This window comes from Gordonia sp. NPDC003585 (assembly GCF_040610755.1).
GTDB lineage: Bacteria > Actinomycetota > Actinomycetes > Mycobacteriales > Mycobacteriaceae > Gordonia.
In genome coordinates this window covers 1-23142 of record NZ_JBEXMX010000083.1, presented here as the reverse complement: position 1 = coordinate 23142, position 23142 = coordinate 1, and the positions used below count along the sequence as shown (strand labels likewise).

Here is a 23142-nt window from a genome sequence, read left to right as displayed (position 1 = left end):
CACCAGCATCTCGGGAGGCCCGCCCTCTCCGGCGGAGCCACACGGGGTGGGGAATTCAGATGAGCATCACTGGGGAATTTCGATGAGCGCCGTCAGCGCAGTCCTTGCATGCTGACCGCGGCCCTGGATTGGTCGTAGGGGACATGCCCCTGGGTGGGGTTACGGAATCTGCCGTGCGATTCGCCCGGCGCAGAGCCGCTTAGAGAGTTCTGGCATCAGGATGGGCGGCCAATCTTCGATTGGTTTCCCGGGGCCAAAGACACGACTGAGGGCGGCCCGGGCTCCGGGCCGCCCTCAGTCATGTTGCTGTCGTCAGTAGGTCATGTGCGGTTGGGCATTCGGATCGGCGCCTGTCCGAGGTCCGCTTCGAGCCGGCGCCATTTCGCAGCGATTGATTCAGGACGGTCGCGGTTCGATGCCTCGAATCGCTCGATCTCGCGGACGTTCACGACGGCGAACGCCATCGCGATGATGAGCTTGACCAGCGGTTCGCGGCGCGGCCCGTACTTGAGATGCACAAGGCCGGCGACTGTGCGCGATTTGATCAAGTTGAACCTCTGCTCGGTGAGCGCACGTGCGGCCTCGTGGTAGATCGCGTGGTCGTTGGATCCGGGTGCCCACTGACTGAGCTGTTGTCGTTTGCGTTGGTCGTCGGTCAGCGTGATCGTGACGCTGCGTTGTGTGCAGCACGGATACAGCGGCATGTCCGGCTCGGGTTCGATGTAAGGCAGATCGAGCCGGTCCTCGGTGTCCGGGTTGTGCCAACGGGAACAGCGGACGTTGCCGAGGCCGGCCGGGCAGCCAAGCACCATCTTGACCGCCTTGTCGGGCTGTGCGCCTTCAGCGGGGCGTCCTGGTCGAGTGTTGCGTTCGATGAGTCGCCTGTCGACGCCCATCAGCCTCGGCAGGAGCTGACGGAGTCGGCGTTCGCGAGCCTCCCATTCGTCTTTGTCGAGCACGTCGCGTAGTGGCTTCACGTAGTCCTTGCCGAGGGAGATGCCAGCCGCTGTCGGACAGTACCAAGCACCCGACAATTGCACGGGACCAGGCTTGACACCACCGGGCTGCGCGGGAACGCTCTCGAAGTCTCGCCGCCAATGTTCGGGGTAACGGTAGACCGCGGCGTACTTGCGATCGAACTGCCAACGGTCAAGGCCGTCCTTCAAATACCCCATGTCGAAGGTGATCAGCGGCCATCGAGCGGTCCGGCTTATGGGTCGACTGTCGAACCCATTGCGTTGATGATGCTCGATGGCTTCGTCGAGCCCTTCGAGTGAACCCGATGTCGGCGGGTGAATAGCGATGCCGGTGAACAGGATCGGCCGGTTGTGCAAGGCATCGGGCGGCCCGACACTGCTGATCGCGGTGACACCGATTCCCCATGCCCGCTTCTTCGTCAGGGGTTCTCCCTCGGCGTCGACGCGATTGCGGAAGTCCCTTCGGTAGTAGCCACCGAAGTAGATGGCCGACCGGTTGCGGTCGTCAGTGACACCAAGGTCGTAGGTGCCATCTGCAGTGTCGATAATGGTTTCGTCGACAACGACGTCACCGCGTCCACTCTGTTGGTACTCGGAGGGGATTGAGCCGGCTAGGATGCGGTTGACGACGGTCGATAGTCGTTGCGCCGCGGTGCTGTAGAGGTTCACCTGTTCGGGTGTCCGGGTTCGAATGATCGCCTTGTGCTCTGCCACCGGGATTCGTTCGGCAGGTTGGTCGGGAGCGGAATCCAGGCATGCCAGAGTGCGATCGACCCAGTTGCGGAAACTTTTCAACGAGCGGTCGGCGTCGGATCTGATCGCCACCAGGTCCGCCTCGTCGATTCCGACTTGAGCGAGTTGCGCTGCATTGAAATCCAGCAGCGTGCGAAATGTCGTGCGGATCGTCGGTGCACCTCCTCTGAGCAGGACACATGCCAGCGCGACGAGCAGCGATGTGATCGTGTACGGCAGTGCGCCGCGGAACGCTCCTCGCGGTGCTGCGATTCGTTCGAGTCGCCACTGCTCGACCATGGCGGCAACTCCGGATCGTTCGACGATCCCCACCGCCAGCACGAAGATTCGCTCCCCGGTGTGAACCTCGGGGTGGTTGATGCTCGGGTGGACGCTCACTGCACACCGTCCACAAGGTAGGAGGTGATCTCGTCGATGGTGCCTGTGCTGTCTGTGACAAGGTCCAGTTCATCGACGTGGCTGAGGCTCCTGATACCCGCCAAATAGCAGAACTGGTCGACCGGAAAAACCCCGGCCGCCTCCCGCATCCAGGCGTGGCGCAAGGCCTTGCTGTTTACACGTTCAGGTTGGTCTCGTTCTGCGAGACGGTCGTTGACGCGGTTGATCCCGTTTCTTTCTACCGCGGGATTTCTGCCGAACGCGAGCAGATGGTCATGACGTGCGTCTGCGACGTACCGCTCGAGTCGGTCGCTGATCTCGTTGTCGATGATCGGTACGTCCCTGGGATCGGTCCGTGGCGTTTGGAGAGTGACAATGACCCAACGCTGGCCGTGGTGCCGTTCGATCCGAACATCGCTGCGACGCAGGTGCTTGAGTTCTTCGGGTCGCGCGCCGGCCCCGACCATCAGATCCAAGAGGACGGTCAGTGCGGGACCCCACTTCTCACCGAGCGTGAGCGCCACCCGATACAACGCGGAGATCTCCTCTTGTGTTGCGGGCGACGTTCGGTTCTGGCGCGGCGCATCGAGAGTCAATGCTGGTGGGAATTCACCCGGGTGAAACGTGCGTCCCGCCGCGTACAACAGGTATCGCACCGTTCTCCGGGTCGGGCGGTGCCGTGTGCTCAGGTAGCTGTCGATGTTGCTGCGTCGAAGCGCGCGCAACGGATCAACCCGGCCGCAGTCGTAGAAATAGGCGACCAACAGGTGCACGATTGCGCCGAACGCGTCCCGGTCGACGATCTCCGAGCGAAACGGGACCGATGCCTGCACGCGTGCCGCGTCCTCTCGCACCAACTCCCCAATCTCGGCCTGGCGGAGCTTGATCCCCAGCCCACGCAAACGCTGGAGACGATCCTGGTCGAGGTGATCAGCGGCAATCGCCGCCACAACTACCTCATCGCTGCAGGCTTTCGCCGTCCGGGTCTTGCGACGCGGCGGGGTGCTGTCCCCGTCGTTGCGATGCGGCCGAATGGGCCCACCGGCGTTGCGCGCCATCACCACCACCCCCGAGACACAACCGGGATGGGATTGCTTTCGTGCTGAGCGCACGATGAAATAGACATGCCAAGTCTCCTAGCTTCCAAGTAAAGGTTTTTTGGTGGCGGCTACTGCCGCTCCGTGGGGGGCCGGATTAGGCCCCGGCCCCCCCACGGCACACACCTCTCGGTTCTGACACAGAACAGAGGTGATCCAGACGAATGTCAGGTTTGAACGCGATCACTCGACACGCGACTCGAACGGGTGGGGGAATGCCCAGTTGCGGGCACCACCACGCCACACCTACCGGTGTCACCGCCAACACAGGGCGGACGCGCGCCATGACGGCACTACGATGAGCCACGCGGGCTCCCTCCTAGTCGGGTGCCCGAAGGGGGCGGGCGCTGTTGGCGCAGCGTCTGCCTCCGCCCCGAATGAACGGGCACTGCACGGACCATAGGACACCAAGCAATGTGAATCATTGAATCGCGCGATTCTCGGCGTGTCGGGGGCTTGGAACAGCCACAAGGATGCACGGTCCTGTTTTTTCTTCGCGGGCGGTATAGGCTGGACACATACATCGAAGCCCAGTCGAACGAGGGGGAAGGTCAACCCTGAGCTATCACTGACGTGATCTGTCGGTGGTGCCACGTAGACCATCAGCTATGAACCTGCGCGTCCTCAACGAACCCGAATCCGTCACCGATCTGTGCGCCCACAGAGCCCTGTACCCTTCCGATGCCCCCTGCATGCACCCCCAATGCTCGCAACCTTGTCACTATCCTGAATCGATCCGCGGCCGACGCCAGATGTTCTGTTCGTCGAGCTGCGCGAAAGACTACTCAGCACAACGACTCTCACTGATCCGCGAACTCCAGTACATCGACACAGCCCTGCAGCAGGGTGCCGCCCGCGGGAATCTAGGCCTCCAACTCCGCAGGCAGCGCGCACACGCCCGATGGCACCTGGCTCGTTTCGGCGGCGAACCCACCCCGGCAATAACAGCATCCGCGCCCACCGGCATCTCGCGCGATTTGGCGGCACGGGTCTCCAACGAATGACGCCCGGGAGTTCTCAGTGACGGACAAGCCCGCAAACCATGGCAGGTCATAGGACCTCGACGAGTATGAGCAACTGGTGAAAGCCATTCGGGACTAGCTTGCTAGCGGTCGTGCTTTCATCGTATCCAGCCTACGGCTACCATAATCGCCGATATGCTCCAGACAAGCTTCACATCAAATGACCTGAAGGTGGCTAACTACGGTGGCGGACTATCAACAGAGCTCACTTTGGCGGCGCACTCTCGGCGGAGAATCAATACCCGAACACGATCAAGCCGCAGTAGCTAAGCTCAGGTCGGCATATGAAGACTTCCGCTCTAAGGTTGAGCCAATGGCTGGCGAAATCTCGCTCTCAATGCCGATGTTTACAGATCACTCAATAGTTCATATAGATTCGCTATGGGATACTGCATCGCTAATTATCGGAGAGAAGTTTCCGATTAACCCAGCCGAGGCATTTGTGCTCGGTGGCGCTTTCCTACTACACGATCTAGGGATGGGGCTGGTCGCATTTCCTGACGGGGTGGAAAGCATTCGCAATGATCCCTTGTTTGATACCTTTGTCGAAGCTTCTATTGATCGCTCGAGAAGATCCTCGCCCGGCTTGGATCAAGAGGCAGTGCGAAGTGACGCTGAGGACGAGGCGATCGTAACAGTACTTCGTCTTCGACACGCTCGCCAAGCTGAGAGGCTTGTATCGCAACAGTTCACCACTTCTAATAAGGAGACCTTTCGACTCCTGGAAAACACTGAATTGCGCTCCGCATTTGGTCCCCTCATCGGCCGTATCGCCCACAGCCACTGGTTCGACGTAGACGAACTTCAGGCGACATTTCCCAATGTTCTCGGATCTCATCCAAGCCATCCGCCCTCTTGGGAGGTAGACAGTTTGAAGCTTGCGTGTATTCTGCGGCTCGCTGATGCCATCCACATAGACTCCCGACGTGCGCCAACATACCTCCATGCTTTCAGAAAGCCAACGGGCATTTCAAGAGATCATTGGTACTTTCAAGAACGGCTCACGCGACCAAGGCTCGAAGGCGATCGGTTAATTTATACCGCCACGCAACCCTTCAGTGCAGAGGATGCCCAGGCCTGGTGGCTTGCTTACGAGACGCTGCAGATGATCGACGGCGAACTACACCGCGTCGATGCATTGTGCGTAGATTCTAATCGTCCACGATTCCTCGCGCAGGCAGTAGCCGGGGCAGACAGTCCGCGCCGCCTGGCGAACTTTATCGAGCCAAGTGGATGGGATCCTGTCGACGCTAGAGTTCGAGTGACGCAAGTAGAATCTGTCGTATCGAATCTCGGCGGGAGAGAGTTATATGGGAATTCTCCGATGGTGGCCATTCGTGAACTGGTGTCTAATGCAGCAGATTCAGTACGAGCTCGCCAGCTACAGTTCGGCGGTAGTGAGAACGATGTGGTCGTTCGAATTTGGGAATCAGACGGCCAGCACTGGATATCCGTTTCCGATCACGGAATCGGAATGGACCAGTCTAGAATCGTCTCTTCGCTAACGGATTTCGGAAACTCCGGTTGGATGTCCGCTCAGACTCTTACGGAGTATCCTAAACTCGTAGGAAAGGAATATCGCTCTACTGGGCGCTTCGGCATCGGATTCTTCTCTGTCTTTATGCTCGGAAGTCACGTGGAGGTTAGGTCTCTGAAGGCATTAGAGGCAGCTGACAAGACGTCCAAGCTCGTATTTGAGAACGGGCTCGCAAGTCGGCCCGTATTACATCGCGTCGATCCGGACGACTACATGTTTGGAGGCGGCACCGAAGTCCGCGTTCGTCTTGACCTGGATCCCTTGACCAGGAAGGGTCTTCTTGGCACCGAGACACTCAGAAACTCCCGAGCCGAGATGTTTGAAAGTCGACTTAGGCATTTATGTGCCTTGACCGATGTCAATATCGGCTTTGCCGACTCAAGTGAAGACAACTACCGAGTGATCGTCTCGGCGGATCAATGGAAGACAGCATCTGCGGGCCATTTGTTCAAGATGATATATGCCGACGAACTTGAGAACCCGCTAACAGCCCCAATGTACCGCGAGTACGAGCATCTCTTCGAGCGAAACCTTCGAAACATTATTGATGAGCGTGGGGACGTAATCGGCCGAGCAATTCTGATTGCCGGATTTGATGACGTCACGACAAGCGACATCTGGTGGTGGCCGACACCGCGTGCAGGAGTATACGTCGGTGGAATGTATGCTGATTCCATCTGGTCTGTGATGGGTGTTTTCGTGGGTGAGCCGCAGAAAGCGGACCGAAATTCGGCGTTTCCGAGTGCCTCGATCGAAACCCTTCGTTCCTGGGTTGCCCAACAAGTCACGCTTATTGATGGCGACGCATATGCAACTATCCCCACTCGGTACCGAGCGGCTCAACTTGCGCGCTCCGTCGGTGTCGAAGTACCCACATTGCCTATGGGCTATACTCATTCAGGCGAAGTTACCCCTGCGACCGTCGATGCGTGGGTCGAGACTCAGGATTCGATCCTGATATTCAACGACATCGAGATGCTTGCTTTTCATAACGACGATGGCAGCCCCTTCTTTCTTGACAAGGTAAGAGGGCGAGAGCTCACGCTTCCAACCAACGCTATCGTGGTCGATCTTTACAATTTGTGGTTCTTTCCTGAGGATGTCGCGCCTCGGCCTACTGACAGTCGGTTTTCGGAATACGGCGAGCTTATCGACGGTGTGTGGAACCCCAAGCATTGGTGGTACACGCAAGAGCCCTACAGTGCGGCTAGGTTCCTTATAGAATCGGCTTCGCGGGTCTGGAATTGCAGTGTCGTATCACTTGGAGAGTCCAGCAAACGGCTTGAACTCCATGGAAATACTGACTCCCGTGTCGACATAAGATGCGCGGACGGCTCTTTCGCGAAGATCGAGGCCTACATGATCACTCGCTCATGAGGTGCGCGCGGCTCGTTCCATCATTCCATCATCGAGGTAAATTGCGGTTGGGTTGAGATCGGCTTTCCAGGACTGGGACAGATCGGAGAACAGTTGTTCAGGCACCCAAAGAGGTCCGTGCGGCGACTGTAGTATAGGACGAACTGACATGCACCGCGAGGTCTCCTCCGGCGCCAGTGCATCCGCTGCGGCACCTTTGGATGCACCGGACTACGTGAGGTGCTGGCGGACAACCTGGAGATCCCGCGCATGGTCACGGTCGATCTTCCGCGACCTCAGCACGAACTCCGACTTCTCGATCACGACGAGCCGCAGCCCGTGCTCGGGGATCAGCATCCGTTTGCGCTCGTCGTAGCGGCGGCGCTGCTCACCGCGACCCATCCCCGAGACGGTATGCCGGCGGTCGAAGAATGGGGACGCTGCCGAGTGTTGCTCCTCCTGGAACTCGACCACGAGCCGAAGGTCCGACCAATACCCGTCCACGGGGAGCTTCGTCCCGCGCGAACGTGCGGGTGAGGGATCGCCGCGCAGCCAGTCGAATCTCGCCTGACGAGTCCCGGGTACGCCGAGGATCTCGTCGCAGAGGGTCAGCACGTAGTACTCGTCAGAGTCAGCGCGGCGGGCCATGGTGCGATTCTGACAGGTCGAATCCGAGTCATCGTGGCCGTGACACACCGACTGACTTACTCCACGATCGGCACGGTGTCGGTGGGTTGAATGGAGACGAGCATTCGAAGTTCCCGACGCCGCAATGGACACGATCGGGTTGGAGCACGAGGAGCCGTCCATGCCCGTGAGTCGACATCGAAACCTGTACGAGCGTCTGCGCGATTCTTAGTCCCGCTCAATCCGGCGAGTCCGATGGTTAAATGAGTTCAGTAGCAGGCACATTCGGAGCAGGACCTTCGCTCCAGAGCATGAGGGGGCCAAGCGGGTATGCGTCTGTCCAAAGTGGCAATCACAAATCACAGCCGGATCCAGGATCTGACTTTCGAGGTTCGCAGGCACGCGGTCATCGTTGGCGCGAACGACGTGGGCAAGTCCTCGATCCTGCGCATGCTGAACCTGCTCCTGGGGACGAGCTCTGCTGGCCTCTACCAGGCGCTCAAACCCGTCGACCTACGCGATCAGGAGCAGCGTCTCGTGGTAAACGCTCTATGGTCTGGATTCACGGATGAGGATCGTCGAGTCTTCCCTTCGGAGATCAGCATCGCTAAAGACCAGGTCGGCGAGTACCTCTGGGTCCAGATGGTGATCGAGGTGGACCCAGAGGACGACGAGGCGGTGTCTATTCGTCGCTGGTTCCCGGAGAGCGGTCATGAACGAGCACCCAGCCGCGAGCAGCTGGAGGCGTTCGGCTGGCGCTATCTGAAGGCGACCCGCGGCGCGTCGATGATGGAGGGCGCGTACAGCCCGGTCCGGACACTCCTGGCCGCCGCCGATCTCGGTGCAAACGAGGACGGTTTGAAGGCCATCCTCGGCAAGTTCAACGAGGAACTCGGGGGCAACGAGTCTGTAGGGGATTTACTCGGCCGCGTCGCGAGTCATCTCAGCCGTTCGATGCCGCGGAACGTCACTAAGGATGACTTCTCGGTCCGGAGCGTGACCGATCCGTCCAGCGACGTCCTCCAGGACGTGACGATCTTCCTCAACCGCGGCGACAGCCAGGTCGCGCTTTCGGAGCAGTCTGACGGGGTCCGCCAGCTCATGTCTATGACACTCTTCGACCTGGCCGAGGGAACGGCGAACGTCCTCGCTATCGACGAGCCGGAGATCCATCTGCACCCGACCAGCCAGCGGACAGCAGCGGAACTCCTGAGCGGCGAAGGGAATCAGAAGATCATTGTCACCCATTCGCCGTACATCCTGCATCGTTTCGAACCCTCGGAGGTCATAGCGGTCGACCGCCACGGCAAGTGCCGCCAGATCGGAGATGCCAAGCTATCGAAGGTCGAGAAGGTGCGCGCGCACTGGTGGTCACCGCGACTTCTGGAGGCCCTGACTGCGCGCTTCGTCGTCCTCGTCGAGGGCGACGCCGACCGGGTGATCGTCGAGGCTGTGGCACAGAAGCTGGGCATCGATCTCGATCGGCTCGGCGCTGTGGTTGTCGAACTGGACGGAGCGGACAAGTTCAGCAACGTCTTCCCGCTCCTAGGCCCCGACGGCTTTGGTCCGACCCTGCTCGGACTGGTGGACGAGCGGGAGAGCGGAAAGTGGGTCAACGCCTTCAAAGGAAAGCGGAGCACTGTCGTAGACAAGAAGGTCTTTATCTCCGACATTGACCTTGAGGACGAGTACACCCGGGCCCTCGGCGGTCCGGTTGCGGCAAAAGCCCTCATCGATGGAAAGTTCTGCAAGGAACAGGGACTGCTGCAATCGACGGGCGTTGAGTCGATCGGGAAGCTCGGTCCGGAAGCTGTAGCGAAGTTCTGCAGAGACAAGGGCAAAGTCGAGGCGGCGACATGCATCGCTGAAGTACTGACGCCCGATGCGGCGGAGAAGATTGTCAGCGTGTCGCGTCTCGTGCACACGCTTGACGAGCTGAGCAAGCAGTGAGCGGGTTCTCGCTCAGCGAAGAGCAACGCACTGCAGCGACCTCCACGAAGGCGCACCTCCTGATCATCGCACCTCCCGGATGCGGCAAAACCGAGGTTCTGGCGCACCGCGCCGCCCATCAAATCAATTTCCTCGAGCAGAACCAGCGCGTGCTCGCTTTGACCTTTACCAAGCGTGCTCGGTCTAACCTCGAGGAACGTCTCCGCTCCGTGCTGGGCCACGCACGGTCGCGTCGACAAATCGTCGTCCGCAACCTCCACGGCTTCGCGACGCAGGTGGTCCTCGCCCATGGCAGGACCATCGACCTCGATATGAAAGAACTGGAGCTGCCGAAGACCAGCACCATGCGGCGGGCGATGAAGACTGCGGGTGGCGGGCCCGCCATGTACGACGCGGAGCAGATCCTGAGCGAGATCAAGCGAGGACCGCTGTCGGACGCCGAGGTTTTGGCGGCCATCCAGCAGCGGGGTCCCGCGCCGGAGGCCGTGCTCGCGGAGAAGGTGGAGCGGTCGCGACAGGAGTCGAACCAGCTGCACTACGACGATCTCCTCCGGCACGCACAGCGCCTGCTCCGCATCCCCGCCGTCGCGCGGCTCTACCAGGCGCATTTCGGTGCGGTACTCGTCGACGAGTTCCAAGATCTCTCGATGCAACAGCTCGATCTCGCCCTGCTGAGCTGTACGTCCAGGCGGACGTTCGCCGGTGATCCGCTCCAGGGAATCTACTCGTGGGCAGGGGCCGCGCCTGACGAGGTCGAGGCGGAAATCAAAAAGACCTGCGGCGAGCCGATCAGGCTGCACGAGTCCTACCGCTCCTCGCCGAAGGTACTAGAGACGGTCAACTCCGTGAGCAAGCTGGTAGATCCGGACTCTTACCTGGTGTCCGCGCAGCCAGAGCGTTGGCCGGGCAGGGGCTGCTCCGCCGTCCTTGTGCTCCAGGACCGCGCGGCCGAGGCGGAACTGCTGAGACGTCTTGCGGGATCGATCCTGGACCGGATGCCTGAAGCATCCATCGGGATCATCGCGCGTGCGGCATGGCGCAGGGAAAGCATCGACGCGGCGCTCGTGGAGGAAAAGTCCTTCCAAGTCCGCCGTTGGGACCTCGCGATCGACGACCCGGGGATCGTCGCCCTTATCCAATCGACCGTCGCGACCCTGGCACATGGAGCGAGCATCATGGACGCGCGGCAGGCGGCCCTCGACGCCGTCGATCCCGCCGACGTCGACGCCCGCGAACTGGTCGACAACGCGTTCGACGCTCTGGAGCAGCAGCGCGACGCAGTCACGGCGAGGGCGGCTGTGAAGTCGATCAGGGCGTCCGACCACAAACAGGCGATCGGCCCCGGCGTCCACCTGCTCAACGCGCACACCGGCAAAGGCCAGCAATTCGACTGGGTGTTCGTCATCGGCCTGGAGGAAGGGCACCTGCCGGGCAAGCGGAACAGCCAGGGTGACGCTCTGGCCGAGGAGCAGCGCGTACTACTGGTCATGCTCTCCAGGGCTCGTCACGGCGTGGTCGTCACGCGAACACGGATGGCGGACGGAATGTACGAGCCATACCCGGCCACACAGAGCCGATGGTGGCCCAGGATTCGAGCACAGTACTCCTTGGCAGAGGAGATCGAAGCACATCTGGAAGCGGATCTTCCGGCCTTCCCGCCGAGTCCGTCGTAGTCGACGACATACCCGATCCCTTCGACGGATGGCTTCCAAGAGTTGGGTAGCGGATCGACTGCAGTTTGGAACGGCCTCATCCGCAGCGCCATGTGCGCGGGCCTCAAGTCGGGGTGAATCCTCCTGTGCCAGCCGCAATCGCCCCAGTGGTTAACGCCTGCGGAGCCGCACCTGACACTGTCGACGGTCACGTAATTCCCCAGGGGTGTCTATCAGGCAATTCTCATGTTCGGGTGTGCCAGGTTCAGCGTAGCGGTGACGAGTAAGGGCTCGTGATCCTATGGCCATGAGACGGGGTAGCGGCCGGCGCATCGAGCTGCCGGCATTACGGTGGTTTTCTTATCGGGGTGTGTTGGTTTCGCAATCGGTAGGAATCGCCGTCAGTTTTGAGCACCGCTGAGCGGTAAAGCAGCCGGTCGAGCATGGCTGCGGCCACACTGGTGTCGCCGAGAACCTCTCCCATTCAGAGACCTGCGGTGGGTGGTGATCACGACCAAGGTCTTCAAATACCGTTGCGCCACAACCCGAAACAGGGCGGATGGGGCCTCGGCGGGCAACGGTAGACAACCAAGCTCGTCGAGGACCAGTAACGGTGGTCCGGCACAGAAACCGCATGCAAATGGCCCATCGACCCTCGACCATAGACCCTCGATCGCCGCTTTGTGGCAGCGAGCCGACAATCCGCTGCGGTCGTGACATACGTGCCGTGACCCGGCATGCACCGCCGCCCGAGCCAGACCGACCGCCAAATTGAGACTTCCCCGTGCCCAGCGGGCCATGAGCTCGGGCTCGATACGGTCTAGCTTCACCTCGGATGCGAGGCGTGAGCCCTCGCCTTGCGCGTTGCGGTTGGTCGTTCACTTCTTGCCCCAGTTGCTCGGTCGATCAGAACGGATCGGAGCGTCGGACTCAGTGCGCCTCCATCGGCAGGGCAAGATGTGGTTCGTCAGCGCCGAGCCGAGGGAGCCGCAACTGTGGGGTCGATCCACGAAGTTATTGACGCGTTCAGGCAAGCGCCGTCGAACTCGGAGCGCGGGACGAAGTTCGAGAAGCTGATGGTCCGCTACTTCGAACTGGACCCGATGCTCGCACAGCGCTACGAGTCTGTGTGCCGATGGATTGACTGGGACGGCCGCGACGGCAAGCCTGACACGGGAATCGACCTCGTCGCCCGCGACCGAGCGACGGGCGAGATGACGGCGATCCAGTGCAAGTTCTATGAGCCTGAACACCAACTGTCGAAGGGGGACATCGACAGCTTCTTCACCGCCCTCGGCAAAGCCCCGTTCACTCGCGGGATCATCATTTCCACCACCGACCGATGGGGCAAGAACGCCGAAGACGCGTTGGACGACCAGTCCAAACCTGTGCAGCGCATCGGACTCGATGTGTTGGCCGAGTCTCCGATTGACTGGCAGATCGAGTGGGCAGACGACACCTTCACTGTCGGTGTGGAACAGCTCACCCGGCACAAGCCGAAAGAGCATCAGCAACGCGCGATAGACAAGGTCTTCGTTGGCTTTGCCGCCGGCAATGATCGCGGCAAACTGATCATGGCCTGCGGCACCGGCAAGACGTTCACCGCACTCCAGATCGCCGAGCGCACCGCCACCGAGAACGGTGGACGCGCACGGATCGTCTTCTGCGTGCCATCGATCTCGCTGCTGTCCCAGACATTGCGGGAGTGGACCGCGCAAGCCTCGATGCCCGTGCGCGCGTTCGCGGTCTGCTCCGACCAGAAGGTCTCCCGAGCTGCCGAGGACTCTCGCGCCTACGACGTGGCTATCCCGGTCACCACCGACTCGAAGAAGCTGACCGCGTCTCTCACGAGTGCCGATGACATTGATGGCCTGACGGTTGTGTTCACCACATACCAGTCCCTTCCAGTCGTCTCCGACGCCCAAGCCAACGGTCTGCCCGACTTTGATCTGGTGCTCTGCGACGAGGCGCACCGCACCACCGGCGTCACCCTCACCGAGGCGGATGAGTCGAACTTCGTCAGGGTCCACGACCCCAACTTCCTAAAATCTGCCCGACGCCTGTATCTCACCGCCACCCCACGCATGTACGACCAGAAGCTCAAGGACAAGGCCGAAGAGCACTCAGCCGAAGTCGCGTCCATGGACAACGAGGAGCTGTTCGGGCCCGAGTTTCACCACCTCGGATTTGGTGAGGCCGTGGAGAAGGGCCTGCTCACCGACTACAAGGTCCTGGTCCTGACCGTCGACCAGTCGCTGGTCGCGGGGCCGATGCAGGAACAGCTCGCCGGACCCGACAACGAACTGAGCCTCGACGACGCCACCCGCATCGTCGGCTGCTGGAACGGGCTGGCCAAACGCGCCGGAGCTGCCATCGACGGCTCCACCTTCGCGCCCGGTGAGAACCCGATGCGCCGTGCCGTGGCGTTCGCCCGAGACATCGCATCGTCGAAGTCGGTTGCCGGCATGTTCCCCGCGGTAGTCGACGCCTACCGCGACGCCCTCGACGACGAGGACGGCGACGACCCCGCCACCAACAACACCGACCTCTACTGCTCCGTCGAGCACGTCGACGGCACCTACAACGCCCTGGAACGCACCTCGCGGATCAACTGGCTCAAAGGCATCAGCGCGCCGCTGTCCGACAACGAATGCCGCATCCTCACCAACGCGCGCTGCCTGTCCGAGGGTGTCGATGTGCCCGCCCTTGACGCCGTCCTGTTTCTGCACCCCCGGAACTCGATCGTCGATGTCGTCCAGGCGGTAGGCCGAGTTATGCGTCTGTCCGAAGGCAAGGACTACGGCTACATCATCCTGCCCGTCGCTGTCCCGGCTGAGATGAGTCCATCAGAAGCGTTGCAGGACAACAAGAGATTCAAAGTCGTCTGGGAAGTCCTCAACGCTCTGCGCTCCCACGACGAGCGATTCGACGCCCACGTCAACGCCATCAACCTCAACGCCGCCGACGTCAAGAAGCTCGGCACCGGCACCGATTCGCTGATGGGCGGTCACATCGGGCCCGCTGCCACTGACGAGACTGAAACGATCGGCCCCGCCGAGGAGGCACAATCCGGTTCTACCGATGCCGACTTCACCTCCCAGCTGGCGCTGTTCTCGTTGTCGCAGTGGCGACAGGCGATCTTCGCCCGCATCGTCGACAAGGTCGGCACCCGGACCTACTGGGAAGACTGGGCCCACGACGTTGCCGACATCTCGGCTGCCCAAGTGACCCGCATCAAAGCAATTCTCGCCCAGGGTGATCCGACAATCGAGATCGAATTCGGCAAGTTCGTCGACGGGCTGCGCGACAACCTCAACGACAGCATCGGCACCGATGACGCGATCAGCATGCTCTCCCAACACCTGATCACCAAACCCGTTTTCGACGCCCTGTTCAGCGAACACGACTTCGCCTCCCACAACCCTGTCTCGCTCGTCATGCAACGCATGATCGACAACCTCGGCGACAGCGGGCTCGAATCAGAAACGGCCAGCCTGGACACCTTCTACGACTCAGTGCGCTTACGTGCATCCCAGGTCACCAGCGCCGAAGGCAAGCAACGCATCATCGCCGACCTCTACGAACGCTTCTTCAGAATCGGATTCGCCAAACAGGCCGCCCAACTCGGTATCGTCTACACCCCTGTCCAGGTCGTCGACTGGATACTGCACGCCGCCGACACTGTCTCCCGCGAGCACTTCGGCAAAGGGTTGACCGACGATAACGTGCATATCCTCGACCCCTTCACCGGCACCGGCACCTTTCTCACCAGGCTCATGCAGACCGGATTGGTTACCCCACATGATTTGGCCCGCAAGTACACTCAGGAGCTTCACGCCAACGAGATCATGTTGCTGGCCTACTACGTCGCTGCGGTGAACATCGAAGCCACCTACCACGCCCTCGCGGGCAAGGCCGACACCGCCGACTACCAGCCGTTTCCGGGCATCGTCCTCGCCGACACCTTCCAGATCAGCGAAGCCGACGACACCATGGACGCCGAAATGTTCCCGGCCAACAACGACCGCATCACCCGACAGCTGAGCACCAAGATCAACGTCATCATTGGCAACCCGCCCTACTCCGTCGGCCAAGACAGCGCCAACGACAACAACGCCAACATCAAATACCCCACCCTCGACGGCCATATCGAGACCACCTACGCCGCAAGGTCAACCGCTACCAACAAGAACAGCCTCTACGACTCCTACATTCGCGCCTTCCGCTGGGCCACCAACCGTATCGGTGACCAAGGCATCGTCGCGTTCGTGTCCAACGGCGGCTGGATCGACGGCAACACCGCCGACGGCATGCGCCTGACTCTGGCCGACGACTACAGCAGCATTTACGTCTACAACCTCCGCGGAAACCAGCGCACCGCAGGCGAACTCAGCCGCAGGGAGGGCGGCAAAATCTTCGGCGGCGGGAGTCGCAACACTGTGGCGATCTTCGTCGGTGTCAAGGACCCGAGCCATACCGGTCCCGCCACCATCCACTACCGCGACATCGGCGACTACCTCACCCGCGACGACAAACTCCGCATCCTCGACACCGACCCCCTGCCAGCCATCGACTGGACCACCATCACCCCAAACACTGCAGGCGACTGGATCAACCAACGCGACGACACCTTCAGCACCTATCCCGCCATCGGGGACAAAAAGGCAAAGCCAGGGACTGTCACGGTATTCGACACCTTCTCACGCGGCTTGGAAACGGCCCGTGATGCGTGGACATACAACTACAGCCACGCCGCACTCAAAGATTCAGTCCAGCGCCTCGTCACCAACTACAACGCGACACTCGTTGACTTCCAGGCATACTGCGCGGAACACGACATCACCAAACCCAAGGAAGCCACCGTCACCGACTTCCTCAAGACCTCACCAGCAGCTTCTGACCCCACCCGAATCAAATGGTCGTCGAGCCTCAAACAGCACATGAGTCGGTCGACCGCTCTGACGTTTTCCGGCGATGCTCTCCGTAGCGCTGCGTATCGGCCGTTCGACAAAGAGAACATCTACTTCGCACCAACCCTCAATCACAGGCAAGGCGAACTTCGACGTATCTTCCCGACACCACACCACACGAACATCGGCGTCTACGCAATCGGTGTTGGTGCAACTTCCGACTTCGCGCTGCTCGCGGCCCGAGGAGTGCCAGACGTCCAATCAATTGGCGCTGGGCAAAACGGACAGTTCTTCCCGCGCTACATCTACCGCAGACCAGGAGAGGCGTCTGGGACCCTCGATTTCTCGACGAGTGAGGACCAGGTGGACGAATGGGGCTACCAGCGTGTCGACAACATCACCGACGGGATCGCGTCGGTCTACCGGTCGAAGCTCGGCGATGACGTCAGCAAGGACGACATCTTCTGCTTCGTCTACGGACTGCTGCATTCACCGACGTATCGGCACACCTATGCCGCCGACCTGAAGAAGATGCTGCCCCGCATCCCTACCCCTGAGTCTCGCGCCAACTTCGACACGTGCGCCGATGCTGGCCGGCGACTGCTGATTCTGCACGCCGACTATGAAGAGGCCGACCCTTTTCCACTGGACGTTTCGGTGAAGAAGAGTCACGACCCGGGTGATCCCAAGACCTGGCGCGTCCAGAAGATGAAGTGGGGCTCCAAGACTGACCACTCCACAATCGTCTACAACCCGTACGTGACCATCTCCGGCATCCCGGAAGAGGCCGAACGCTACCTCCTCGGCTCAAAGACAGCGCTCGGCTGGATCATCGACCGCTATCGCGTCAAGACCGACGAGGCGTCCAAGATTGTCAACGACCCCAACGATTGGTGCGACGAGCACGACGACCCGACGTACATCGTCGACCTGATCCGCAAGGTCACCACTGTCGCCGTCGAGACGATGAAGATCGTCGACGGGTTGCCTTGAAGCCGCCAATGTCTGCGCGGCGTCCGGGGCCAAGGGTAAGCGTGGCAGTTTCATTTGCCGCGCTGTCGAATGGCCGTCTTCTCCGGTCCGCAGCCGGATTGGCAACTGTCGGACGGCGGTGCTACGTTGGTGGCAATCGACCCCCTCCCAAGCCTCTCAGCGATGCTCAAATGGCAGGGGCCTTTTCTTTCCGAGGTAGGCAGTGAAGCCGTCGTTGTCGTGGGACGAACAGGTCAGCCTGCTTGTCGGCCGCGGACTCGACATCGACGATGAGCGTAAATGCGCAGAGTTCCTGTCTGTTCACAACTACTACCGGTTCTCGGGCTACATGCGGTACTTCCAGATTGCGCCGCACCATGGCGACGACAACTTCGTCCCCGGCACCACGCTCAGCCAGGTCCGAGCTCTCTATGACGCCGACCAAGTTTTGCGCTCAGCACCCACCGAGCAGCTCACAACAGCCGAACTGCTCCTCCGCACCCACACGGCGCACGTCATCGCCAACGACCATGGGCCATGCGGGCACTACTTGCAGGCCGAGTTCTACTCGGATGCCAGTAGCTCCGAACCAACGGTCGAGTCCTGCCTGCGAGACATCGAGCGGAGCCGGGAACGCCATATCCTGCGGTATGCCGTCCCCGGCGATCGAATGCCCGACTTCGGCGAGCTACCCGTGTGGTCGGCCGTCGAGGCCTGGTCGTTCGGGACGCTGTCGAAGTGCATCGAACGAGGCGCGCAGGGCTCCCTGGCAGACGCGGTAGCAACCAGCCTCGGCGTCGCCAAGGCCGGTTTCGCGTACCGAGTCCGGGCGTTGGTCTACATGCGCAACCGGTGCGCCCATCACAGCCGAATCTGGAACCACTCGATCATCGATGCCGGGCCCACCCCCAACAACGTCCGAGTCAAGGCCAAGCGTATCGCTGGGCAGTTCGAGCCCAGATCAGCACTCGACGTCATCGCCTCGCTCGATGACATCGTCGACCGCGGCAAGGCCGGATTGCATATGCTTCCGAAGCTGGTGGAAGCCCACAAGCAACACGCCGATTTTTGGAAAGGCCTGTCGCACCCACAGAACCCCCAGGACCATCGCCTATAACCAACGATCTCGGTGCGGGTATCGCCCGCGGCCTGAGAGTGCTTGTGGCCTCGGGGGTTACAGGTTGATCTTTGGCCCAACTCGCACCGAATTGGGAACCAGCCCGGCCACTCTTGAACGCGTTCGCAGCAGTTAACCCAGGGGCGCGCTGATGCGTGGGCCGGCCCGTCGGTGGTCGTTCGTATGCTCACTAGATGGTCGATCAGGACTTCCCCCACACACTCGACGGAATCCGCCAGTTCGCAGAGCGGGCGACGCTGTGGGGAAATGCGGTGGCTCAGTTCGCTCTGGGATCGGCGTACTTCTCGACGGCCTACCAGGAGCCTGGAGAGGAGTCGATCGACGCGATCGACGCCGAGGTAGGCAGCAAGGCGGACGTGGAGGGGCCACTGCTCACCGCGCACCGCCTGGCGAAGTTCTACGTCATCTCGTGCGGCGACGCGCTGTCCTCGTGCAGCGAGCTGATCCGCAAGGACCATCCGATGCACATCGGCTCCGCTGCGCTGGCGCGGACGGCCGCCGAACACTCGTCGAAGGCGATGTATCTGTCAGACCCCGCGATCGATTGGAAGCAGCGGGTGCTGAGAACCCACGAGCTGTTCAAGTCCAGCCTGCAGGAGTACAAGTCGTCGAACGACATGGGCGCGAAGAAGCTGATCGACGATTGGCAAAGGTGGCGCGCGAGGACGGGATCGACCTTCTCCGACGTCCCGCGCCAGACTGCCGGCAGCAACCGCACACTGATCGAGAGGCACTTCCCGCACGCGCTGGCCTACGACGAGCTAAGCAGGCCCACGCACGGCAACGCTACGTGGCTGACGCTGGAGGTGATCCAGGAGCAGAAGGGCACGAACTACACGTGGTGCGCGACGCTCCGCAACTTCTGCTTCGCGATGGATGTGTGCGTCGCTGCGGCGGATCGCCTCTGCGAGCTTTGGAGTCTGGACCGGGATGCGGTGCTGCGCATGATGGCCGAACGCAACTCGGCCGAGCCGATCTCATGGGACGACTTCAACGCGATGTGCGAGTGGGTCCGTCTAGGCGTCGACCACCTGACGGACAACGTCGTCGTGGACGCCCGGGAGGACCCGCAACCACGGCGGTGAATTCGTCGGACTCCGACGTGCTCACGGCGCTCACTTCGTCGACACACGCCCTCTGAGCGAGTCTTAGCTCGGAATCGCGTTTGCAGCCACACGCGCCTTGAATGCGAGCACGACTGAATCGAGTGGAGGAGGTTCACCGGGGACGCTGCCCGGCAGGGTCCCCGATCAAGGGCAATCCTCCAGAACTCGCCGTAACTCCCGAAATAACAAAAGGTCAGGCCGCATTTCCGCAACCTGACCTCATGTACCGCTTTGAGCTGAACTGCTCCGTGGTGGGCGAAGGGGGACTTGAACCCCCACGTCCCGAAGGACACTGGCACCTGAAGCCAGCGCGTCTGCCATTCCGCCACTCGCCCGTGGCCGCCGATTGCTCGGCGGGCATGTTCGTCGGCCTGGGAGACCAACGGACCCGAGAACGATAACAGCCGGTTGGTCGCGATTCCAAACTGGATGTCGGGGGTGGTTGGTGTGCGCGTTGGCCAGCTGGTTGCTGACACTGTCGGCTCGCCGGGGTTTCGACAGGCGTCGAGCTCGCTACGCTCGCACGTCGCCGCTCAACCAGCAAGAAGGGACGGCTCGCGGTCGGGCAGCCGTCGCCGCTCAACCAGCAATGAAGGAGCAGCTCGCAGTTCAGAGCCTCCCGCTCAACCAGCAATGAAGGAGCAGCTCGCAGTTCAGAGCCTCCCGCTCAACCAGCAAGAACGGACGCCTCGTCTACTGAAATCAGCAGGGGAAGAGCGTCGAACGGCTGAATGGTGAGTTGGCGAAGAAGCTGTTGCGGATGTTACACACGGTGCACCAGTTGTCTTGATGGCACGATTGTTTGCACTTGTCGCTATCATCAATCAAGGCCAGATGCACGGCGACACGCTCATATGCCGCGAAAGGAGGTCACGGGTGGGGATCCTGCAACGGATCGAACGCAAGCTCGAAGGTGCGGTTGACGACAGCTTTGCGCGCGTTTTCGGTGGTCAAGTGGCCCCGCAGGAGATTGAGAACGGGTTGCAGCGGGAAGCTCAGGAGTCCGTACGGGACGTCGGTGACGGCACCGTACTCGCGGCAAATAGCTACACCTTGTTGTTCAGTCCCACCGATCACCACCAGATCGCGGCCGAATATGAGCTGAATCGCAAGACATTCTCGAAGCATTTGGAAAACTTCATCAAAGACAATGGATGGCAGACCTACGGCAAAGTCGTCGTAGAGTTCGACCAATCGCCGTCCTTGCACACGGGGATTTTCCGGGCACGGGGCACCGTTAACCCGGATGCGGCGCCGCGTCCGGTGCCACCGCCGCCGGCGGGACCTCCCCCAGTGCAAGCGAACAGACCACAAGAAAATGCCCCACAACCAGTAGGAGCCCCAGAGATGACGCACAACCCCGGATACGACCAGCGCAGGGGCGCCGATCCCGCGTACGGCCAGCAGGGTGGCTACGACTACCAACAGGGCGGATACGACCAGTACGGACAGCAGGGATACGACCAGTACGGCCAGCCCGGTTACGACCAGTACGGACAGCAGCCCGGCTACGGACAGCAGGGATACGAGCAGGGCCAGCAGCCCGGCTACGAGCAGGGCTACGGCGCCCAGCCCGGCTACGGACAGCAGCCGGGATACGACCAGGGCTATGGCCAGCAACCCGGATATGACCAGGGTTACGGACAGCAGCCCGGGTACGACCAGGGCTATGGCCAGCAGCCCGGATACGACCAGGGTTACGGACAGCAGCCCGGGTACGACCAGGCCTACGGCCAGCAGCCTGCCTACGGCCAGCAGCCCGGCTACGACTATCAGCAGCCGCATGAGGCCTACGGTCGCGCACCGGCCGGCTATGCGCCGACGTCGATCACCCTGCTCCTCGAGGACGGCAGCAACCGCACCTTCCAGCTGCACGAGGGTTCCAACGTCATCGGACGTGGTCAGGACGCGCAGTTCCGCCTCCCCGACACCGGCGTCTCGCGTCGCCACGTCGAGATCCGCTGGGACGGCAACACCGCGATGCTGACCGACCTCAACTCGACGAACGGCACCACCGTCAACGACGTCGCGGTCAACAGCTGGGAACTCGCCGACGGTGACCGCATCCGGGTGGGCCATTCCGACATCACGGTTCGCTTCCAGTAGCAGCTACGACGGTTGGTGGGTCGCGAGGTCGTCTCACCGGCCCTTCGAGGCTCGTCGCTAGCGCTCCTCGCACCTCAGGGAGCGGTGGGGCCGGCGCTCCTCGCACCTCAGGGAGCGGAGGGGAATGCGCTCCTCGCACCTCAGGGAGCGGTGGTTACCGCGACGAGCCGACCGAAGTGCCGCACGGCACGGCGGTCACGGTTGATACTGAACTGTCATATCCGAATGACGGAGTTTGAGCGATCTGCCCATAAGATGCAGTCGGGTCTGCTGATTCGACTGGCGCCAGGGGGCGGAGCGAACAGACCGGACGTGTGATGGCGCTGGAGGTGAACGAAAGATGCAGGGCTTGGTGCTGCAGCTGACCCGCATCGGGTTCCTGCTGCTGCTGTGGCTGTTCGTGTTCGCCGTGATCCGGACCCTGCGCACCGACATCGCCAGCGCAGGCGGCCTCCGACTCCCCCGCTATGCCGGTAGCGACAAGCGACGACGCAGCCCCGCGCAGCGCGGATCGGCCCGACACCTCGTCGTCACCCACGGCGCGCTCGCGAACACCCGCATCAGCCTCGGCAGCCAGCCCGTCCTCATGGGCCGCGCCGACGACTCGACCCTTGTTCTCACCGACGACTACGCGTCAGAACGCCACGCGAGGCTCTCGCGCCGCGGCGACGACTGGTACATCGAGGATCTCGGGTCGACGAACGGCACCTACCTCGACCGCACCAAGGTGACGACGCCGGTCAAGGTCCCGATCAGCACGCCGATACGGATCGGCAAGACCGTGATCGAGTTGCGCCCGTGACCCTTGTCCTGCGCTATTTCACCCGAAGCGACCGTGGCCTGGTCCGGTCCAACAACGAGGATTCGGCGTACGCCGGTCCTCGCCTGCTCGCCCTCGCCGACGGCATGGGCGGGCACGCGGCCGGCGAGGTGGCCAGCCAACTCGTCATCGAGGCGCTCAGCTCCCTCGACGCCGACGAACCCGGCGGCGACCTCCTCAGCGCGCTCGACCGCGCCACCCATGCCGGCAACGAGGCGATCGCCGCGCAGGTGGAGCAGTCGCCCGAACTCGAGGGCATGGGCACCACGCTCACCGCAATCCTGTTCGCCGGAAGTCGAATTGGGTTGTGCCACATCGGTGATTCGCGCGGATACATGTATCGCGACGGCGAGATCACCCAGATCACCCGCGACGACACCTTTGTCCAGACCCTGGTCGACGAGGGTCGCATCACGGCCGAACAGGCGCACACCCATCCCCAGCGTTCGCTGATCATGCGCGCCCTCACCGGCACCGAGGTGGAACCCACACTGACCGTGCGCGAGGCCCGTGCCGGGGATCGCTACCTGCTGTGCAGCGACGGCCTGTCCGACGTCGTGACCGAGGAAACCCTCGGGGAGACACTGGGTTCCATCGCCGACCCCCGCGAATGCGCCGACCGCCTCATCGAGCTCGCACTCCGCGGCGGTGGTCCGGACAACGTGACCGTGGTGATCGGCGACGTCGTCGACACCGAATATGGCGACTCCCGGCCCATCGTCGGTGGTGCCGCCGGCGGCC

General features: G+C 61.7%; 12 protein-coding genes, 1 tRNA gene and 1 pseudogene. 9 read left to right on the top strand and 5 right to left on the bottom strand.

The features are described from left to right. Positions 1-320: 320 nt before the first annotated feature. Positions 321-2108 carry a hypothetical protein gene (locus ABZW74_RS19755; RefSeq protein WP_355278675.1) on the bottom strand — a complete coding sequence of 596 codons (1788 nt, stop codon included), beginning with the start codon at positions 2106-2108 and terminating at the stop codon, positions 321-323. Continuing rightward, the gene (locus ABZW74_RS19750) at positions 2105-3166 is read right to left on the bottom strand and encodes a hypothetical protein (protein WP_355278673.1); all 1062 of its coding nucleotides are present in this window, start codon (positions 3164-3166) and stop codon (positions 2105-2107) included. The genes ABZW74_RS19755 and ABZW74_RS19750 overlap by 4 nt, the downstream gene beginning before the upstream one ends. Positions 3167-4540: 1374 nt before the next feature. Between ABZW74_RS19750 and ABZW74_RS19745 the strand changes: the two genes are divergently transcribed. Continuing rightward, complete coding sequence (locus tag ABZW74_RS19745; RefSeq protein WP_355278670.1) at positions 4541-7141, top strand: ATP-binding protein; 2601 nt, start codon at positions 4541-4543, stop codon at positions 7139-7141. 210 nt (positions 7142-7351) lie between these two features. Here the strand turns inward: ABZW74_RS19745 and ABZW74_RS19740 are convergent, their stop codons facing one another. Further along, positions 7352-7768, bottom strand: a complete 417-nt coding sequence (locus ABZW74_RS19740; protein WP_355278667.1) for a hypothetical protein — start codon at positions 7766-7768, stop codon at positions 7352-7354. A gap of 309 nt (positions 7769-8077) precedes the next feature. Between ABZW74_RS19740 and ABZW74_RS19735 the strand changes: the two genes are divergently transcribed. After that, positions 8078-9697, top strand: coding sequence for an AAA family ATPase (locus tag ABZW74_RS19735; protein WP_355278664.1), 1620 nt, complete (start codon positions 8078-8080; stop codon positions 9695-9697). Further along, entirely contained in the window at positions 9694-11370 is a 1677-nt protein-coding gene (locus tag ABZW74_RS19730; protein ID WP_355278662.1) for an ATP-dependent helicase, read from the top strand. Before ABZW74_RS19735 ends, ABZW74_RS19730 begins: the two co-directional genes overlap by 4 nt. A gap of 325 nt (positions 11371-11695) precedes the next feature. Here ABZW74_RS19730 and ABZW74_RS19725 read toward each other — a convergent pair. Next, positions 11696-12147, bottom strand: a pseudogene (locus tag ABZW74_RS19725) (ATP-binding protein); the annotation flags it as partial. A 197-nt stretch (positions 12148-12344) separates the two neighbouring features. Between ABZW74_RS19725 and ABZW74_RS19720 the strand changes: the two are divergent. The 3 genes from ABZW74_RS19720 to ABZW74_RS19710 all read left to right on the top strand — a co-directional run bounded on the left by ABZW74_RS19720 (position 12345) and on the right by ABZW74_RS19710 (position 19454). After that, complete coding sequence (locus ABZW74_RS19720; RefSeq protein ID WP_355278659.1) at positions 12345-17252, top strand: DEAD/DEAH box helicase; 4908 nt, start codon at positions 12345-12347, stop codon at positions 17250-17252. A gap of 202 nt (positions 17253-17454) precedes the next feature. After that, positions 17455-18348: an Abi family protein gene (locus tag ABZW74_RS19715; protein ID WP_355278656.1), complete on the top strand. Its 894-nt coding sequence runs from the start codon at positions 17455-17457 to the stop codon at positions 18346-18348. Positions 18349-18542: 194 nt separating this feature from the next. Then, complete coding sequence (locus tag ABZW74_RS19710; protein ID WP_355278653.1) at positions 18543-19454, top strand: hypothetical protein; 912 nt, start codon at positions 18543-18545, stop codon at positions 19452-19454. A gap of 270 nt (positions 19455-19724) precedes the next feature. Here the strand turns inward: ABZW74_RS19710 and ABZW74_RS19705 are convergent. Beyond that, positions 19725-19810, bottom strand: a tRNA-Leu gene (locus tag ABZW74_RS19705). Between the two features lie 541 nt (positions 19811-20351). On the opposite strand from ABZW74_RS19705, the gene ABZW74_RS19700 reads away from it, so the two are divergent. The 3 genes from ABZW74_RS19700 to ABZW74_RS19690 form a co-directional block, all read left to right on the top strand. Further along, the gene (locus tag ABZW74_RS19700; RefSeq protein WP_308221065.1) at positions 20352-21581 is read left to right on the top strand and encodes an FhaA domain-containing protein; all 1230 of its coding nucleotides are present in this window, start codon (positions 20352-20354) and stop codon (positions 21579-21581) included. 340 nt (positions 21582-21921) lie between these two features. Continuing rightward, entirely contained in the window at positions 21922-22383 is a 462-nt protein-coding gene (locus ABZW74_RS19695) for an FHA domain-containing protein (RefSeq protein WP_355278648.1), read from the top strand. Then, on the top strand, positions 22380-23142 hold a 763-nt coding region (locus ABZW74_RS19690), incomplete at its 3' end, for a PP2C family serine/threonine-protein phosphatase (RefSeq protein ID WP_355278645.1). The genes ABZW74_RS19695 and ABZW74_RS19690, both read left to right, overlap by 4 nt.